This is a genomic window from Azohydromonas aeria (assembly GCF_009760915.1).
GTDB lineage: Bacteria > Pseudomonadota > Gammaproteobacteria > Burkholderiales > Burkholderiaceae_C > Azohydromonas > Azohydromonas aeria.
This window is the reverse complement of the sequence record NZ_VIDQ01000002.1, coordinates 52,420-68,209: the sequence shown is the minus strand read 5'-3', so window position 1 is coordinate 68,209 and position 15,790 is coordinate 52,420. Positions and strand designations below refer to the sequence as shown.

16 protein-coding genes are annotated in these 15,790 nt (G+C 70.0%); 7 read left to right on the top strand and 9 right to left on the bottom strand.

The window, feature by feature from the left end:
* Positions 1–39 precede the first annotated feature (39 nt).
* Genes FJ694_RS02110 through FJ694_RS02095 form a run of 4 tightly spaced genes read left to right on the top strand, consistent with a single transcriptional unit; the run spans position 40 to position 3,742 of the window.
* On the top strand, positions 40–1,104 hold the full coding sequence (locus tag FJ694_RS02110) for an isocitrate/isopropylmalate dehydrogenase family protein (protein ID WP_157263979.1): 1,065 nt from the start codon (positions 40–42) through the stop codon (positions 1,102–1,104).
* A gap of 14 nt (positions 1,105–1,118) precedes the next feature.
* Complete coding sequence (gene otnK, locus FJ694_RS02105; protein ID WP_198320688.1) at positions 1,119–2,390, top strand: 3-oxo-tetronate kinase; 1,272 nt, start codon at positions 1,119–1,121, stop codon at positions 2,388–2,390.
* A complete protein-coding gene (locus tag FJ694_RS02100; protein WP_157263977.1) occupies positions 2,387–3,046 on the top strand; it encodes a class II aldolase/adducin family protein in 660 nt (219 codons plus the stop codon). Before otnK ends, FJ694_RS02100 begins: the two co-directional genes overlap by 4 nt.
* Before the next feature lie 15 nt (positions 3,047–3,061).
* Positions 3,062–3,742: an aspartate/glutamate racemase family protein gene (locus FJ694_RS02095; protein ID WP_157263975.1), complete on the top strand. Its 681-nt coding sequence runs from the start codon at positions 3,062–3,064 to the stop codon at positions 3,740–3,742.
* A gap of 117 nt (positions 3,743–3,859) precedes the next feature.
* On the opposite strand, the gene FJ694_RS02090 is transcribed toward FJ694_RS02095, so the two are convergent.
* The 9 genes from FJ694_RS02090 to FJ694_RS02050 all read right to left on the bottom strand — a co-directional run bounded on the left by FJ694_RS02090 (position 3,860) and on the right by FJ694_RS02050 (position 12,534).
* Positions 3,860–5,251, bottom strand: coding sequence for an NAD-dependent succinate-semialdehyde dehydrogenase (locus tag FJ694_RS02090; RefSeq protein ID WP_157263973.1), 1,392 nt, complete (start codon positions 5,249–5,251; stop codon positions 3,860–3,862).
* 103 nt (positions 5,252–5,354) lie between these two features.
* The gene (locus tag FJ694_RS02085; RefSeq protein ID WP_232539859.1) at positions 5,355–6,305 is read right to left on the bottom strand and encodes a GntR family transcriptional regulator; all 951 of its coding nucleotides are present in this window, start codon (positions 6,303–6,305) and stop codon (positions 5,355–5,357) included.
* Positions 6,306–6,360: 55 nt separating this feature from the next.
* Positions 6,361–7,368, bottom strand: a complete 1,008-nt coding sequence (locus FJ694_RS02080; protein ID WP_157263971.1) for a Bug family tripartite tricarboxylate transporter substrate binding protein — start codon at positions 7,366–7,368, stop codon at positions 6,361–6,363.
* Between the two features lie 26 nt (positions 7,369–7,394).
* The gene (locus FJ694_RS02075) at positions 7,395–8,459 is read right to left on the bottom strand and encodes an isocitrate/isopropylmalate dehydrogenase family protein (protein ID WP_157263969.1); all 1,065 of its coding nucleotides are present in this window, start codon (positions 8,457–8,459) and stop codon (positions 7,395–7,397) included.
* A gap of 69 nt (positions 8,460–8,528) precedes the next feature.
* The gene (locus FJ694_RS02070; protein WP_157263967.1) at positions 8,529–9,503 is read right to left on the bottom strand and encodes a Bug family tripartite tricarboxylate transporter substrate binding protein; all 975 of its coding nucleotides are present in this window, start codon (positions 9,501–9,503) and stop codon (positions 8,529–8,531) included.
* 35 nt (positions 9,504–9,538) lie between these two features.
* On the bottom strand, positions 9,539–9,838 hold the full coding sequence (locus FJ694_RS02065; protein ID WP_157263965.1) for an antibiotic biosynthesis monooxygenase family protein: 300 nt from the start codon (positions 9,836–9,838) through the stop codon (positions 9,539–9,541).
* Complete coding sequence (locus FJ694_RS02060) at positions 9,835–10,260, bottom strand: cupin domain-containing protein (protein WP_157263963.1); 426 nt, start codon at positions 10,258–10,260, stop codon at positions 9,835–9,837. The genes FJ694_RS02065 and FJ694_RS02060 overlap by 4 nt, the downstream gene beginning before the upstream one ends.
* A 50-nt stretch (positions 10,261–10,310) precedes the next feature.
* Entirely contained in the window at positions 10,311–11,225 is a 915-nt protein-coding gene (locus tag FJ694_RS02055; protein WP_157263961.1) for an amidohydrolase family protein, read from the bottom strand.
* Between the two features lie 295 nt (positions 11,226–11,520).
* The gene (locus tag FJ694_RS02050) at positions 11,521–12,534 is read right to left on the bottom strand and encodes a tripartite tricarboxylate transporter substrate binding protein (RefSeq protein WP_157263959.1); all 1,014 of its coding nucleotides are present in this window, start codon (positions 12,532–12,534) and stop codon (positions 11,521–11,523) included.
* A 221-nt stretch (positions 12,535–12,755) separates the two neighbouring features.
* Here FJ694_RS02050 and FJ694_RS02045 point away from each other — a divergent pair, with 221 nt between their 5' ends.
* From FJ694_RS02045 to FJ694_RS02035, 3 genes are all read left to right on the top strand, one after another.
* Positions 12,756–13,655 carry a LysR family transcriptional regulator gene (locus tag FJ694_RS02045; protein WP_157263957.1) on the top strand — a complete coding sequence of 300 codons (900 nt, stop codon included), beginning with the start codon at positions 12,756–12,758 and terminating at the stop codon, positions 13,653–13,655.
* Positions 13,656–13,798: 143 nt separating this feature from the next.
* Positions 13,799–14,791, top strand: coding sequence for a Bug family tripartite tricarboxylate transporter substrate binding protein (locus FJ694_RS02040; protein ID WP_157263955.1), 993 nt, complete (start codon positions 13,799–13,801; stop codon positions 14,789–14,791).
* Positions 14,792–14,807: 16 nt separating this feature from the next.
* Positions 14,808–15,788: a Bug family tripartite tricarboxylate transporter substrate binding protein gene (locus FJ694_RS02035; RefSeq protein WP_157263953.1), complete on the top strand. Its 981-nt coding sequence runs from the start codon at positions 14,808–14,810 to the stop codon at positions 15,786–15,788.
* The last annotated feature ends 2 nt before the right edge of the window (positions 15,789–15,790 follow it).

Here is a 15,790-nt window from a genome sequence, read left to right as displayed (position 1 = left end):
GCATCGGTGATGCCGGTCCCTTTCGGTCTGGAGACAAGCATGAAGATCCTCGTGTTGCCGGGTGACGGCATTGGTCCTGAAATCGTCGATGCCGCCGTGGGCGTGCTCAAGGCAGCGGACGCCAAGTTCAAGCTCGGCCTGTCCTTCGACTACGACGACGTCGGCTTCACCAGCCTGGAAAAGCATGGCACCACGCTGCGCGAAGAGGTGCTGGCCAAGGCCCGCAGCTGCGACGGCATCATCCTGGGCACGCAGTCGCACGCCGATTACCCGGCGCCGGAAAAGGGCGGGCGCAACGTGTCGGCGGGCTTCCGCATCGGGCTGGACCTGTACGCCAACGTGCGCCCGGCGCGCACGCGCTCCTTCCTGGAGTCGAACATGAAGCCGGGCAAGCGCATGGACCTGGTCATCATGCGCGAGGCCACCGAGGGCTTCTATCCCGACCGCAACATGGCCCGCGGCTGGGGCGAGGTCATGCCCAGCCCCGACATGGCGCTCTCGACCCGCAAGATCACGCGCCACTGCAGCGAGCGCATCGCGCGCCGCGCCTTCGAGCTGGCCATGAAGCGGCGCAGGAAGGTCACGGCCATCCACAAGGCCAACAGCTTCCACATGACCGACGGCCTGTTCCTGGAAGCCGTGCGCCACGTGGCCAAGGACTTCCCGGAAGTGCAGCTCGACGACCTGCTGGTCGATGCCTCCACCGCGCACCTGGTGCGCAACCCCGAGCGCTTCGACGTGCTGGTGGCCACCAACTTCTACGGCGACATCCTCTCGGACCTCGCCAGCGAGCTCTCCGGCAGCCTGGGCCTGGCCGGCTCGATGATGGCCAGCGACACGCACTGCTGCGCGCAGGCCCAGCACGGCTCGGCGCCCGACATCCAGGGCCAGGACAAAGCGAACCCCGTGTCGATGATCCTGTCGGTGGCGATGCTGGCGCAGTGGATGGGCGGCCACCACGGCGTGCCGGCCCTGACTGAAGCCGGCGACGCCATGCATGCCGCGGTGGACCGCGTGCTGGAAAATCCGGCCACGCGCACGGCCGACCTGGGCGGCACGCTGGGCTGCAAGGCCTTCGGCGAGGCGGTTGCACGCGCACTCTGACAAGGAACATTCCCATGCTGCTGGGCTGCATTGCCGACGACTTCACGGGCGCCACCGACCTGGCCAACAACCTGGTGCGCGCCGGCATGCGGGTGGTACAGACCATCGGCGTGCCTGATGAGGGCGCAACCGTCGAGGCCGACGCGGTGGTGGTCGCGCTCAAGTCGCGCACCATCGAGCCCGGCGACGCCGTGGCCCAATCGCTGGCCGCGCTGCACTGGCTGCGCGCGCGCGGCGCGGGGCAAATCTACTTCAAGGTCTGCTCGACTTTCGACTCCACCGAGCGCGGCAACATCGGCCCGGTGGCCGAGGCGCTGGCCGACGCGCTGGGCGCGGAGTTCGTGCCCGTGTGCCCGGCCTTCCCCGAAAACCAGCGCACGGTGTTCAAGGGCCACCTCTTCGTCGGCGACCTGCTGCTCAGCGACAGCAGCATGCGTCACCATCCGCTCACGCCCATGACGGACGCCAGCCTGGTGCGCGTGATGCAGCGCCAGTGCCGCGGCCGTGTCGGCCTGGTGGAGCACGCCGTGGTGCGCCAGGGTGCGGACGCCGTGCGCGCGCGCATGCAGGCGCTGCAGGCCGAAGGCGTGCGCTTCGGCGTGGTGGACGCCATCGCCAACGACGACCTGATGGCCATGGGCCAGGCCTTTACCGGGCTGCCGCTGCTGGTGGCCGGCTCCGGCGTGGCCATCGGGCTGCCGCAAAACCATGGCTTGACTGCCAGCGCCGCCGCGGCCGAGCTGCCGCGCGTGCCCGGCGCGCGCGCCATCGTCTCGGGCAGCTGCTCGCCGGCCTCCAACGCGCAGGTGGTGGATTTCTTGCGCCGCGGTGGCGAGGCTTTTGCGGTGGAGCCGCTGCGCATCGCCGCCGGCGAGGACGTGGCCGGCGAGGCGCTGCGCTGGGCGGCGGACCGCCTGGGTGACCAGCCCGTGCTGTTCTACGCCACGGCCGAGCCCGAGGCCGTGAAGGCGGTGCAGGCACGGCTGGGCGTGGAGGAGGCCGGGGCGCTGGTCGAGCGCACGCTCTCAACAATAGCGCTCGGCCTCGTCGAGCGCGGCGTGCGCCGGCTGGTCGTGGCCGGCGGCGAGACCTCCGGCGCCTGCGTGCAGGCGCTGCAGGTGGAGCGGCTGCGCATCGGGCCGCAGATCGACCCGGGCGTGCCCTGGTGCCACGCGCCGTCGCCCGCGGCCGGGGCGCAGGGGCTGCTGCTGGCGCTCAAGTCCGGCAACTTCGGCACGGTGGACTTCTTCACCAAGGCGTTCACTTTGCTGGAGCAGGGCGTATGAGCGAGAACGAACTGCGCGACGAGATCTGCCGCGTCGGCCGCAGCCTGTTTGAGCGCGGCTACGTGCACGCCACGGCCGGCAACGTCAGCGTGCGGCTGGACGACGGCGGTTTTCTCATCACGCCCACCGACGCCTGCCTGGGCTTTCTGGAGCCGCAGCGCCTGGCCAAGGTTTCAGCCGAGGGTGAGCAGCTGGGCGGCGACCGCGCCAGCAAGACGCTGGCGCTGCACCGGCGCATCTACGCGGCTGCGCCCGAGGCGCGCTGCGTCATCCACACGCACTCGACGCACCTGGTGGCGCTGACGCTCTCGGGCGTGTGGGGCCGCGAGGCCATCCTGCCGCCGATCACGCCGTACTTCGTGATGAAGGTCGGGCGCGTGCCGCTGATCCCGTACCACCGCCCGGGCGACCCGGCCGCGGCCGAGCTGGTTGCCCACGCGATCGAGGCAGGCCGGCAGCAGGGCACGCTGCTGTCGGCCGTCATGCTGGACCGCCTGGGCCCCAACGCCTGGGCTGCCACGCCGGCCGCCGCCATGGCGGTGCTTGAAGAGCTGGAGGAGACGGCCCGGCTGTGGCTGCTCGCGCAACCGAAACCCGCGCCGCTGGACGAGGCCGCCATCGAGGAGCTGCGCCAGGCCTTCGGTGCGGCTTGGTGAACTTGGAGCCCTTGAATGTCTGCAGACACCGCCGCCGCCCCGCGCATCGCGCTCATCCACGCCGTGTACGTCGCCATGGCGCCGGTGGAAGCCGCGTTCCAGGCCGACTGGCCGCAGGCCCGGCGCGTCAACCTCGTGGATGACGCGCTGCCGGCGGACCTGGAGCGCGACGGCGAGCTCACGCCCGCCATGCACGCGCGCATCCGGCGCCTGGCCGCGCATGCCATCGACGGCGGCGCCGACGCCGTGCTTTTCACCTGCTCGGCCTTTGGCGAGGCCATTGCCGCGGCGGCGGCCGTGCTGCCGGTGCCCGTGCTCAAGCCGAACGAAGCGATGTTCGAGGCCGCGCTCGGCGCCGGTCGGCGCATCGGCATGCTCGCCACCTTCGCCGCGGCCGTGCCGCAAATGGAAGAGGAGTTCCGCGCCATGGCACGCGAGCGCGGCGTGGACGCCACACTGGAGGTGCTGTGCCTGCCCGAGGCCCTGGCCGCGGCCAAGGCCGGCGACATGGCGACGCACGACCGGCTGCACGTCGAGGCTGCGCCGCGCCTGGCGCATTGCGACGCGGTGATGCTGGCGCACTTCTCCAACTCACGCGCCCAGGCCGCGGTGCAGGCCGTGCTGCCGTGCCCGGTGCTGAGCGCGCCGGCGGCGGCGATCGAGGCGCTCAAAGTGCGGTTGGGCTTGTCGGGCTGAACCGGGTCGCCTTTCCGGCCCGAATGCAAAAGGGGCCCGCCGTGAGGCGGGCCCCTTTGTTTCAGCTTTCTCAATGCCAGTGAAACAACGGGCGGCTGGCCGGAGCCGAGCCTGGCATCAGCCCTGGCCCGCGGCCCAGTACGTGCGCACGTTGCAGAACTCGCGCACGCCCGCGGCCGCCAGCTCGCGGCCGTAGCCCGACTTCTTCGTGCCGCCGAAGGGCACGCGCGCGTCCGACGCCGTGATGGCGTTGATGAAGGCCGCGCCCGTGGTGATGCGCTTGGCGACCTGCACGCCGCGCTCGCGCGAGCCGGTCCAGACGCTCACCGACAGGCCGAAGGGCGTGGCGTTGGCCAGCTCGACGGCGTGCGCGTCGTCGCGCGCCACGGCGATCGCCGCAGCGGGACCGAAGGTTTCCTCGTCGAATACCGCCATGCCCGGCGCCGCGTCGGCGATCACGGTGGGCTCGAAGTAGTAGCCCGCGCCGTCCACAGGCCGGCCGCCGGCCAGCAGCTTCGCGCCGGCCGCCACCGAGCGCTCGATCTGGCGCTGCAGCGCCTCGCGTAGGTCGGCGCGCGCGAGCGGCCCCACCTGCGTGGCCGCGTCGGTCGGGTCGCCCACCACCAGCGCGCGCGCGCCCTGCACGAACAGTTCCGTGAAGCGTTCGGCCACTGCTGCCGAGACGATGAAGCGCTTGGCGCACACGCAGCTCTGCCCGGCGTTGTGGAAGCGCGCCTTCACGGCCGCGGCAGCGGCGGCCGGCACGTCGGCGTCGTCGAGCACGACGAAGGCGTCCGAGCCGCCCAGTTCCAGCACCGACTTCTTGGACTCGCGCCCGGCGGCCGCGCCCACAGCGGCACCCGCGCGGTTGGAGCCCGTCAGCGTCACCGCGGCGATGCGGTCGTCGGCAATCAAGCGGTCGATGGTGGCGGGCACTTGAGCTTCAGACACCACCAGCGTCGTCACCAGGTGCGCGGGCAGCCCGGCATCCAGGAACAGCCTTTCCAGCGCCAGCGCGCAGCCCGTGACGTTGGGCGAATGCTTCAACAGCACGCCGTTGCCAGCCGTGAGCGACGGGATGGCAAAGCGCATCACCTGCCACACCGGGAAGTTCCAGGGCATCACGGCCAGCACCAGGCCGATGGGCTCGTAGCTGACCCAGGCCTGCGCGCCGTCGATGGCGACGGGCTCGTCCGACAGCAGCCGCTCGGCATGGTCGGTGTAGTACAGCGCCGTGACGGCCGACTTCTCCAGCTCGCCGGCGGCTTCCGCCAGGGGCTTGCCCATCTCGGCGGTGATCAGCCGTGCAAAGGCGTCCTTCTGGCGCCGCAACTCGTCGGCCAGGCGGCGCACGGCGGCCACGCGCACTGCCAGCGGCTGTTGTCCCCAGGCCTTGGCGGCGGCATGGCTGCTGGCCACGGCTTGGTCGACTTGTTCCGGCGTCCAGCTCTCGTAGGTCTTGAGCGCGGCGCCGGTGGTGGGGTTGATGGTGGTGATCGCGTGGGTCATGGCGTGGGATTCGTGAAGATGAAAGTGCTCCGCCTGCCCGGGACTCCCGGGCGGGCTGAAAAGGATTGCGGCGGGTGAGGGCGGCGCGGCGCGCCGTGGCGGATCAGTCGCTGGCCGGCGTGAACAGCGTGCCCAGCGGGTTGGCGTTCGAACCGTACGCTTCACCTTGCGGCTGCACGCCGCCGGCTTTCTCGCGCGCGGCGTCGCGCAGGTGCAGCCGCATGAAGTCGGCCGCCGCCTCGCGCTGGCCCGTCAGCAGCAGGTCGATGAGCACCAGGTGCTCCTTGCAGCGCCGCGCGGCGGCGGTGCGGTCCACGGCCTTGCGGTACTCCATGAGCCGGCGCAGCCGGTTCACGCGCCGGAGCGCATCGGCCATGAAGACGTTGCCCGAGAAGCTCGCGATGGTTTCGTGCAGCCGCGAGTTGGCGTCGAAAAGCTGCACGGGCGATGCCCACTCGGCCGCGCCGTCCACCAGTGCCTGCTGCTCGGCGCGGCACTTGCGCAGGGCCGAGGCGTCCAGCGCCCAGGTCGGCTCCAGGATGGCGGCCGGCTCCAGCAGGATGCGCAGCCGGTAGCCCTGGTCGTAGGCGGCACCGGTGCTCAGCGTGGGCAGAAACTGCCAGCCATTGCCCGGCAGCCGCTCGATCCAGCCTTCGTGGGTGATGCGCCGCAGCACGGCGGCCAGCCGCGCGCGCGTCACGTCGTAGCGGCGCATGAGCTCGTTTTCCGTGAGCCGCTCCGGCAGCTGCCCTTCCAGGCGGTCCTGGGCGATCCTGAGGTAGATCGGCTCGTCCTCGTCTGCCGGCGGCAGGGCCAGCGCTGGCGCAGCCTGCATGCGCTCGGCCACGGCATAGCCGCCTTCGGGACGTGGCACGATGACCTGGCGCTGCGCCAGCAACTGCATGGCCTCGCGCACGGGCGAGCGCGACACGCGGAAGCGCTCCGCCACCGCCCGCTCGGGCAGCGGCGTGCACGCAGGCACCTGTTCCTCGGCCAGCCAGGCTTCAATGCTGGCGGCCAACTGCTCAGAAAGTCCACGTGCCATGTCCGTCATTATCGATCTCCGTGCGGATGCGCCTGGCCGGCGCGGGTGCTGCGCCGCTGTCGCTTCAGTCGGGCCGGATGCCGCGGTCCTTGACGACCTTGCTCCAGCGCTGGGACTCGCTCGCCACGAAGCCGGCGAAGGCCTCGGGCGTGCCGCCGCCGACCACGTTGCCGGGGTCGGTGATGCGCTTCGCGACGTCGGGCATCTGCAGCGCTTGGTTGATGGCCTGGTTGAGCTTGGCAACGATGGCCGGCGGCGTGCCCCTGGGTGCCACGATGCCGAACCAGTTGGAGATTTCCATGTCCTTGATGCCCAGCTCCCCAAAGGTCGGCACTTCGGGCAGCGAGGCCAGCCGCTTGTCGTGGGCCACGGCCAGCGCGCGCATGCGCGGCGGGCTGGATTTCAGGTAGCCCATGGCCGCAGGCACCATGTCGAACATGTAGTCCACCGTGCCGCCGAGCAGGTCGTTGGTGGCCGGGCCGCCGCCGCGGTAGGGGATGTGCACGGCGTCAGTGCCGGTGACGCTGTTGAACATCTCGCCGGCCAGGTGGAACGAGCCGCCCGAGCCTGCCGAGGCGTAGCTGAGCTTGCCGGGCTGGGCCTTGGCCGCAGCCACGAGATCCTGCACGCTCTTGAAGGGCGACTTTTCGGCGCTGACGATCAATACCAGCGGGCCCTTCTCGATCAGCACCACCGGCACCAGGTCGCGCTGCGGGTCGAAGGGCAGCTTCGGAAACAGCGCCTTGTTGACCGCCATCGGCGCGAAGTTGCCGATGCCGATGGTGTGGCCGTCGGGCGTGGCGCGGGCGATGAAATCCGTGCCGATGTTGCCGTTGCCGCCGGGCTTGTTGTCCACCACCACGGCCTTGCCCAGGATCACGGCCAGCTTCTCGCCCAGCTGGCGCGCCCGCGTGTCGGAGCTGCCGCCCGCGGCGTAGGGCACGATCAGCGTAATGGGTTTATTGGGGAAATCCTTGGCCGCGTCCTGGGCCAGGCCCAGGGCCGGCCAGGCCAGCGCCGCGCTCACCGTGCCCAGCAGCAGGGCACGGCGCGTCTTGTTCGATGCCGTCATGTCGTCTCCTTGTTGTGCTGATGGAGTCAGAGCGCGCGTGCGACCGCTTCGCCGAAAGCCTTGCAGCCCATGCTGCCGCCGAGGTCAGCGGTGCGCGTGGCCGGGTTGGACAGCACCCGGTCCACGGCCGCGTCGATCGCGGTGCCCGCCTCGAACAGCGCCGGCGCGCCGTGGTGCTCGCCCATCCACTGCGCCAGCATCGCCACCGACAGGATCATCGACACCGGATTCGCCTTGTCCTTCCCCTGGATGTCGGGCGCCGAGCCGTGCTGGGCCTGCGCGCAGCACAGCTCATCGCCGGCCATCACCGAGCCGGCCAGGCCCAGGCTGCCGGACAGCTCGCTGGCCAGGTCCGACAGGATGTCGCCGTAGAAGTTGGTGGCCACCAGCACGTCGAAGCGCTCGGGGTTGCGCACCAGGTGCGCGGTGGAGGCGTCCACCAGCAGGTCGTCGAGCTGCACCTCGGGGAAGTCCTTGGCGACGTGGCGCACGGCCTCCAGGAACAGGCCGTCGGTCATGTGAAAGCTGTTGGCCTTGTGGATGGCCGTGACCTTCTTGCGCCGCTTCATTGCCAGCTCGAAGGCGCGGCGCGCGATGCGCTCGCTGCAGTGGCGAGTGATCTTGCGGGTGGACAGTGCCATGTCGGGGCTGGGCATCATCTCGCCCCAGCCGCGCGCCATGTTGCGGTCCGGGTAGAAGCCCTCAGTGGCCTCGCGCATGATCACGAGGTCCATGCGCTTGCCGGGCTTCATGTTCGACTCCAGGAAAGAGCGCGTGCGGGCCGGGCGCACGTTGGCGTAGAGGTCGAGCTGTACTCGGAACGCCGCGGAGATGTTGCGGCCACCCTTTTCCGGCGCCGGGTAGTCGGCATGCGATTGCGTGCCCAGGATGATGCCGTCATAGCCGCGGGCCTTCTGCAGCACCTCCTCGCGCAGCGTGGTGCCGTGACGATCCAGGCTGGCGAAGCCGACGTCCTCGTAGTCGTAGGACAGGCCCAACTTGAACTTGGCGTCGGCGGCCTTGAGCACGTTGACGGACGCTTCGACGATCTCGGGGCCGATGCCGTCGCCGGGGAGAACCAGGATCTTCATGGTGATGCCTTTAGGGAGGGGTGGGGTGGAGGGAGAGGGGCGGGGGAGGAAAGCTGAGGGGCCGGCGCTTCAGTCGAGTTTGATGCCGGCGTCCTTGATGACCTTGGCCCAGCGTGTGGACTGCGCCTTCATGAACTCGCCCATCTGCGCGGACGTGCCGCCGACGGGCACGGCGCCGATGGCGTCGAGCTTGACCACGACGGCCGGGTCCTTGAGCACGGCGTTGACCTCGGCGTTGAGCCACTGCACGGCCTCAAGCGGCGTTCCCTTGGGCGCCACGAAGCCGTACCAGGCCGGCACGTCGAAGTCCTTGAACCCCTGCTCGGCGAAGGTCGGCACGCCGGGCAACTCCTTCAGGCGCTGGGCGGCGGCCACGCCGATGGCGCGCACCTTGCCGCCCTTGGCGTGCGGCAGCGCCGAGGTCGAGGTGTCGAACATCATCTCGATCTGGCCGCCGACGAGGTCCGTCATGGCCGGGGCGCTGCCTTTGTAAGGGATGTGCACCAGGTCCACGCCGTTCTGCAGCTTGAACAGCTCGCCAGCCAAGTGCACCGAGGTGCCCGCGCCGCCGGAGCCGAAGTTGAGCTTGCCCGGCCGGGCCTTGGCCGCGGCGACCACGCCGGCCACGTCCTTGATTGGCGAGAACGCGGGAACGACCAGCACGGTCGGTGCATTGGCGACGTGCACCACCGGGATGAAGCTCTTGTCGGCGTCGTAGCGCAGGCCCGAGTACAGGTGCGGGTTCGCCGACAGCGTGAACTGCCCCAGCAGCACGGTGTAGCCGTCGGGCGCGGCGCGCGAAGCCGCCTCGTTGCCGATGTTGGTGCCGCCGCCGCCGCGGTTGTCGATGACGAAGCTCTTGCCCGTGCGCTCGGAGAGCTTGGCCGTGATCATTCGGGCGACGTTGTCGCTGCCGCCGCCTACGGCGAAGGGCACGATCACCGTGACCGGTTTGCTGGGATAGGCCTGGGCCAGCGCCAGGGAGGGCAAAAGCGCGAGCGCAGGGGCGCCCAGCGCCAGCCCAAGGGCAAGGCGTCGATTCATGGGTCGTGTCTCCGGTGTTTTGGGTGGGCGCGGCGTCAGAACGGCTGCAGCACCGTGGCGACGTGCTCGACCTGCGGCGCGCTTTCGAAGCAGTGGCCGACCAGGCGGCGCCAGGCCTGGAAGTCGTCGGAGCCGCGGAAAGTGACCGTGTGGTCCTCCAGCGTTTCCCACTGCACCACCAGCCGGTAGTGCGTGGGCTGCTCGATGCCGCGCTGCAGCGCCAGGCCGCGGCAGCCGTGGGCGCGCTGGAACAACGGCGCGGCCTCGGCCACGCCCTGCTCGAACGCGGCTTCCATGCCGGCTTTCACGGTGATGTGGGCGATCTCGGTGATCACTTGTTGTGCTCCGCGGAGACGAAATTGGTCACACCGGTCTCGGTGAGCGTGCGCGTGGCGTCGAGCCGGGCATAGATCCACAGGATCTTCATCGGCTGCGTGTCGGAGAGGTTGCGGAAGCGGTGCGAGAGGTTGGGCGGCAGCCAGGTCGTGTCCAGCGGTTGCAGCTGCACCGACTCCTGCCCCTCGATGTCGAGCATGGCCTCGCCTTCGAGCAGCACCACGCTCTCTTCGCAGTTGTGGCTGTGGAACGGGATCTTGGTGCCGGCGCCGAAGCTGGTGATGCCGTTGATGAAGGCCGTGGCGCCCACCGAGGGGCCGACCAGCGGCGTGGTGCTGGCGCCGCCGCCGCGGTCGTGGGTCTTGATTTCGGACGGGCGCAGCACGGCGGCGCGGCGCGTGTCGGTTTGGGGTGCGGTCATCGCGGGTCTCCGGGGGGTGTTCGGCGGTGTTCTGGAAGGCGGGGCGGGCTTCAGGCCGCGGCTTCAGCGGCGAAACCGTAGAGCGCGGCGGGATTGCTCACCAGCACCTGGCGCAGCGTGGCGGCGTCGGGCATCCAGCAGCGCAGCGCGGCGAGGCTGGCGCCCAGGTCGACTCGGCGGAAAGGCTCGATGCGGCCCGGGTCGCGCGCGCCCGATCCGCCGCCTGTGTGCGGCCAGTCCGAGCCCCACAGCAGCCGGTCGGGACGGGCCTGGAGGAGCGCGCGCGCCAGCGGCGCCAAGTCCGGGTAACCGGGCGCGTCGATCGAGGCGCGGTAGAAGGCCGAGAGCTTGAGCCAGACGCGGCCCGTGTCCAGCAGCGCCATTAGCGTGCACAGCGGCGGCTGCGCCGGGTCGGCGTCGGCCGCGCGCAGGCCGGCGAAATGGTCCAGCACCAGCGGGACTCGGAAGTCCGGCAGCGCCTGCGCCACGGTGGGCAGCAGCGAGGCCGCGCAATGCACCTGCACGCACCAGCCGGGCAGGTCCACGGCGGCCGCGGCGCGGCGCAGCTCGGCCAGCACGCGCACCGGGTCGGCCTCGTGGCGCACTTCCAAGTTCAGACGGATGCCGCGCACGCCGGCGCCGTGCAGCGTGAGCAGCTCATGGCGCGTCACGCGCTCCAGGTGCACCACGGCGATGCCGCGGCAGCGGTCGGGGCCCAGCTGCGCGATGGCGTCGAGGATGCAGGCGTTGTCGGTGCCGTAGACGCTGGGCTGCACCAGCACCACGCGCTCCAGGCCCAGCCGCGCATGGCACTCGCGCAGCGCCGCGACGCTGGCCGCGCCCGGCGTGTAGCTGCGGCCGGCCAGGAAGCCGAAGCGCGCCGGGTCGAACACGTGGACATGCGTGTCGGTGGCACCGCGTGCCGGCAGGGCGTGGTCCGTCGTTGAGGGCGTGCGGGTGGGCATGGGCGTTTCGAGTGCTACGGTTTCTGGTCTTATATGAATATAAAAAACCAACAAGAGATTGAACAATACGTGCTTCCACGTAGGCCAGGTCTCGCGGAATGCCAGCTTGGTGAAGTGCCAGGCTATCGGCCGAAACGTGAATCACCTTCGCTTCACCATGAAGCAACGATGTCGTCGGAGAAGAGCGTCGCGGTGCCGGGCCGCAACTGACCGGTGCTGTCCGGTCAGTCGGGCTTCAACATTCGATTGGACTTAAGAAGTAATGAAATACCATGAAAAAGACGTGGAAACTACTTCACTCCGGCTGGATGCGCGCCTCGCGAATCACCCGCGTCCAGCGCTCCACTTCGGTCTTGATGAACGCGTCGAACTGCTGGCGCGACGTCACCGTGGGCTCGGCGCCGAGCTCGGCGAAGCGGGCCTTCACGTCATCGGCGGCCATGGCCCTGGCGACCTCGGCCTGCAGCTTGTCGAGCACCGGCGCGGGTGTCTTCGCCGGCGCCGACAGGCCCACCCAGTGCACCATCTGGAATTCCGGCAGCCCGGCCTCGGCAAAAGTCGGCACGTCGGGCGCCTTGGCCGCTCGCTTGGTGCCGGTGACGGCCAGGGCGCGCAGCCGGCCAGCGGAGAGGAACGAGCCGCCTGCGGTGATGCTGTCCAGCAGCACGTCGATCTCGCCGCCCATGAGCGCGGTGATCGACTGGCCGCCGCCCTTGTAGGGCACGTGCTGCAGCTCGACGCCGGCGGTCACGCCCAGCAGCGCCATGGCCAGGTGCGATGTGCTGGCCACGCCGCCACTGCCGAAGTTGAGCTTGCCCGGCTGCATCTTGGCCGTGGCGATCAAGCCCTTGAGCGTCTTGTGCGGCGAGGCCGTGGCCGTCATCAGCGCCAGCGGCGACTCCGCCACCTTGGTCACGCCGGTGAAGTCGCGCAGCGTGTCGTAGCTCAGCCGGTTGCCGTAGAGCGCCGGCGCGGTGACGAAGGGCGCGCTGTTGAACAGCAGCGTGTAGCCGTCGGCCGCTGCCTTGGCCACTTGCGCCGTGCCGATGGTGCCGCCGGCACCGACCTTGTTCTCGACGATGAACTGCTGGCCCAGGTTGGCGCTGAGCTTGGCCGCAAGGATGCGCGCCATCACGTCGTTGGGACCGCCGGGCGAGAAGGCCACCACGATCGTCACCGGCTTCACCGGCCAGGCCGGCTGCGATTGGGCCTGGGCCTGCAGCGTGGCACCCGCGAGCAGCGCGGCGCCCAGCGCGAGCAGGGCGCGGCGCAGGCGCGTGAAGGCGCCGGGGAGGGACGGTTGCGGCATGGACGGTCTCCGAATTTGATCTGAAGAGGGCACCGGCCGGGTTCCGGTGCGACATGACGCGCAATGTACTAAGGAATGCATTAGTACAAAGATCAGGGTTTGCCCGTAACTCATGCCGCATCTTTGAGATTACTGAGCGGCAGGCCTTTTTCAGCAAGGGGTGCGAGATGGCGGCATCGAGGCTTGCATGGAGCATGGAATGACTTGGTACAAAATGCGCCATGCGTCACGATCTCACCAGTCTGGATCTTTTCGTTGCCGTGGCCGAGTGCGGCAACCTCACGCGCGCCGCAGAGCGCAAGCACCTGGCGGTGTCAGCGGTGAGCAAGCGCATCGTCGAGCTGGAGGCGCTGGCAGGCACGCCGCTGCTGGTGCGCCAGCCGCGCGGCGTGCGGCTCACGCCGGCGGGGCAATCGCTGTTGCACCACGCGCGGCAGATGCTGCAGCTGGTGCAGCGCATGGACGAGGAGCTCGGCCGGTACGCCGGCGGCCTCAAGGGCCACGTGCGGCTGCATGCCGTGGCCTCCGCGCTGACGCAATTCCTGCCCGCGGAGCTGGAGAGCTTCCTCACGCGATATCCGGACGTGCAAGTGTCGCTGGAGGAGCGCACCGGCAAGGCCATCGCGCGCGCGGTGGCCGACGGCAGCGCCGACCTGGGGCTGGTCGCGAGCCCCGTGGCGCTGGCGGGCCTGGCCGCGCTGCCCTACCGCAGCGACCGGCTCATGCTGGGCGTGCCCAAGGGCCACCCCCTGGCGCGGCGCAAGGCGGTGCGTTTCGAGGAAGCCCTGAAATACCCCTTTGTCGGCCCGCATGCCGAAAGCTCGCTGTCGATGCTGATGCAGCAGGGCGCGCAGGCCTGCGGCGGCACGCTGCAGCAGCGAGTGCAGGCCAGCAGCTTCGAGGCGATGTGCCGCCTGGCCGAGACGCGGCTGGGCATCACGCTGCTGCCCGCGGGCGTGCTGGCGGCGCCCGTGGCGGCCGGCCGCCTGCGCGCCGTGGAATTGCAGGAGCACTGGGCGGCGCGAGAGATGTCCATCGTCGTGCGCGACCTGGACGAGCTCAGCCACATCACGCGCGCGCTCATCGATCACCTGCAGCAGGCGGCCGGCACGCTGCCCTGATCTGCCTGGAAAAGCGGCAAGCGTTCTCAAACGGAGAACGCTGTGTTGGCAAAAGACCGTTTTTCAGCCCCGTTCCGCCTCCCTAGCATCTGCCTCCACACCGAACAACCGGCCCGCGGCCGGGCACGACAGGAGACACCGACATGCAGACCAAGCGCCGCCTCATCGGCCTCACCGCGTGCGCCCTGGGCGCCGCGTTGTTGGCACCCGCCACCGCGCTGGCGCAGGCCGCTTACCCCGCCAAGCCGATCACCATCATCGTTCCCTTCTCGCCCGGCGGCGGCGTGGACGTGATGGCGCGGCTGCTGGCCGAGAAGCTGCGCCCGGTGCTGGGCCAGGTCGTCAACGTCGAGAACAAGGCCGGCGGCAGCGGCATGATCGGCGCGGTTGCCGCGGTGCGTGCGCCCGCCGACGGCTACACGCTGCTGATGGCCACGGCCGGCGAGACGGCGATCAATCCGCACGTGCACAAGGCGAAGATGCAGTACGTGCCGGAGAAGGACCTGGCGCCGGTGAGCCTGGTGGTGAAGGTGCCCAACGTGCTGGTGGTGAACCCGGCGCTGCCGATCAAGAGCACGGCCGAGCTTCTGGCCTACGCCAAGGCCCATCCGGGCATGAGCTACGGCACCAGCGGCATCGGCAACCCGCAGCACCTCGCGGGCGAGCTGCTGGAGAAGCTCTCCGGCCAGGCGCTCACGCACGTGCCCTACCGCGGCGCCTCGAACCAGCTCACCGACACGGCCGGCGGCAGCGTGGACATGACCTTCGTGAGCCTGGCCGGTGCCAAGCCCTTCATGAAGGACGGTCGCGTGCGCGCCATTGCCATGACCTCGCCCAAGCGCTCGCCGCTGGCGCCGGACGTGCCGGCGCTGGCCGAGACCAAGGGCCTGGAGGGTTATGCGCTGGAGAACTGGTTCGGCCTGTTCGCGCCTGCGGCCACGCCCGCGCCAGTGATCGACAAGCTCAGCGCCTCCGTGGCGCAGGTGCTCAAGGACCCGGATCTCGTGAAGCGCCTCAACGAGCTCGGCGGCGAGGTCACGCCAATGCCGCCGGTTCCCTTCAAGGCCTTCATCCAGGACGAGTCCAAGCGTTTCGCCAAGATCGTCCAGGACGCCAACATCACCCCCGAAAACTGAAGCCAGGTAGCACAAGATGAGCATGCAACGCAGAAACCTCCTGGCCCGTGCCGCCGTCCTGGGCCTGCTGGGCGCCGCTTCGGTGGCCGCCCACGCGCAGGACTACCCCGTCAAACCCGTCACGCTGGTCGTGTCCTTCTCCGCAGGCGGCAACAACGACCTGCGCGCACGCCAGCTCGGCGTGCCCGTGGGGCAGCTGCTCAAGCAGACCATCGTCGTGGACAACAAGCCCGGCGCCAGCGGAAACATCGGCCACGAGTTCGTCTCGCGCGCTGCCGGCGACGGCTACACGCTGGGCATCGGCGCGATGGGCCCGCTGGCGGTCAACCCGACGCTGTTCCCCAAGGTCAACTTCAACCCGAAGGACTTCGTGCCGGTGGTGCTGATCGAGCGGGCGCCGCTGGTGCTGGTCACGCGCGTGGAGAAGCCCTTCAAGACCTTCAAGGACGTGGTGGCCGCGGCCAAGGCCAAGCCGGGGGCGCTGACCATCGGCAACGCCGGCACCGGCGGCGCGCACCACCTCAGCGCCGAGCTGATGGAAGAGGCTGCCGGGCTGGAACTGCTGGGCGTGCCCTACAAGGGCGGCGGCCCGGCCGCCACCGCGCTGCTGTCGGGAGAGATCGACATGATGTTCGAGCAGACCTACGCCGCGCTGCCCTCCATCCAGGCCGGCAAGACCCGGGCCCTGGCCGTCACCAGCGACAAGCGCCTGCCCAGCCTGCCCGACGTGCCCACCATGGCCGAGCTGGGCTACCCGCAGGTCACCGTGTCGAACTGGCTGGGCGTGATTGCGCCCAAGGGCACGCCCAAGCCCGTGGTGGCCAAGCTCAACGCGGCTTTCAACCAGGCCCTGGCCGATCCGGCACTGCGCGAGAAGATCGCCGGCCCGGGCAACGTGGTCGGCGGCGGCAGCCCGGAGGAGTTCGGCGCCTTCATCGAGGCCGAGGGCAAGCGCTGGAGCGCGCTGATCAAGGCCAAGAACATCCGCATGGAGTGACG

Bases quoted from the DNA above. Each gene is read 5' to 3' on its own strand.
- FJ694_RS02110 (WP_157263979.1), top strand. From the start codon at position 40: ATGAAGATCCTCGTGTTGCCGGGTGACGGCATTGGTCCTGAAATCGTC.
- otnK (WP_198320688.1), top strand. From the start codon at position 1,119: ATGCTGCTGGGCTGCATTGCCGACGACTTCACGGGCGCCACCGACCTG.
- FJ694_RS02100 (WP_157263977.1), top strand. From the start codon at position 2,387: ATGAGCGAGAACGAACTGCGCGACGAGATCTGCCGCGTCGGCCGCAGC.
- FJ694_RS02095 (WP_157263975.1), top strand. From the start codon at position 3,062: ATGTCTGCAGACACCGCCGCCGCCCCGCGCATCGCGCTCATCCACGCC.
- FJ694_RS02090 (WP_157263973.1), bottom strand. From the start codon at position 5,251: ATGACCCACGCGATCACCACCATCAACCCCACCACCGGCGCCGCGCTC.
- FJ694_RS02085 (WP_232539859.1), bottom strand. From the start codon at position 6,305: ATGACGGACATGGCACGTGGACTTTCTGAGCAGTTGGCCGCCAGCATT.
- FJ694_RS02080 (WP_157263971.1), bottom strand. From the start codon at position 7,368: ATGACGGCATCGAACAAGACGCGCCGTGCCCTGCTGCTGGGCACGGTG.
- FJ694_RS02075 (WP_157263969.1), bottom strand. From the start codon at position 8,459: ATGAAGATCCTGGTTCTCCCCGGCGACGGCATCGGCCCCGAGATCGTC.
- FJ694_RS02070 (WP_157263967.1), bottom strand. From the start codon at position 9,503: ATGAATCGACGCCTTGCCCTTGGGCTGGCGCTGGGCGCCCCTGCGCTC.
- FJ694_RS02060 (WP_157263963.1), bottom strand. From the start codon at position 10,260: ATGACCGCACCCCAAACCGACACGCGCCGCGCCGCCGTGCTGCGCCCG.
- FJ694_RS02055 (WP_157263961.1), bottom strand. From the start codon at position 11,225: ATGCCCACCCGCACGCCCTCAACGACGGACCACGCCCTGCCGGCACGC.
- FJ694_RS02050 (WP_157263959.1), bottom strand. From the start codon at position 12,534: ATGCCGCAACCGTCCCTCCCCGGCGCCTTCACGCGCCTGCGCCGCGCC.
- FJ694_RS02045 (WP_157263957.1), top strand. From the start codon at position 12,756: ATGCGTCACGATCTCACCAGTCTGGATCTTTTCGTTGCCGTGGCCGAG.
- FJ694_RS02040 (WP_157263955.1), top strand. From the start codon at position 13,799: ATGCAGACCAAGCGCCGCCTCATCGGCCTCACCGCGTGCGCCCTGGGC.
- FJ694_RS02035 (WP_157263953.1), top strand. From the start codon at position 14,808: ATGAGCATGCAACGCAGAAACCTCCTGGCCCGTGCCGCCGTCCTGGGC.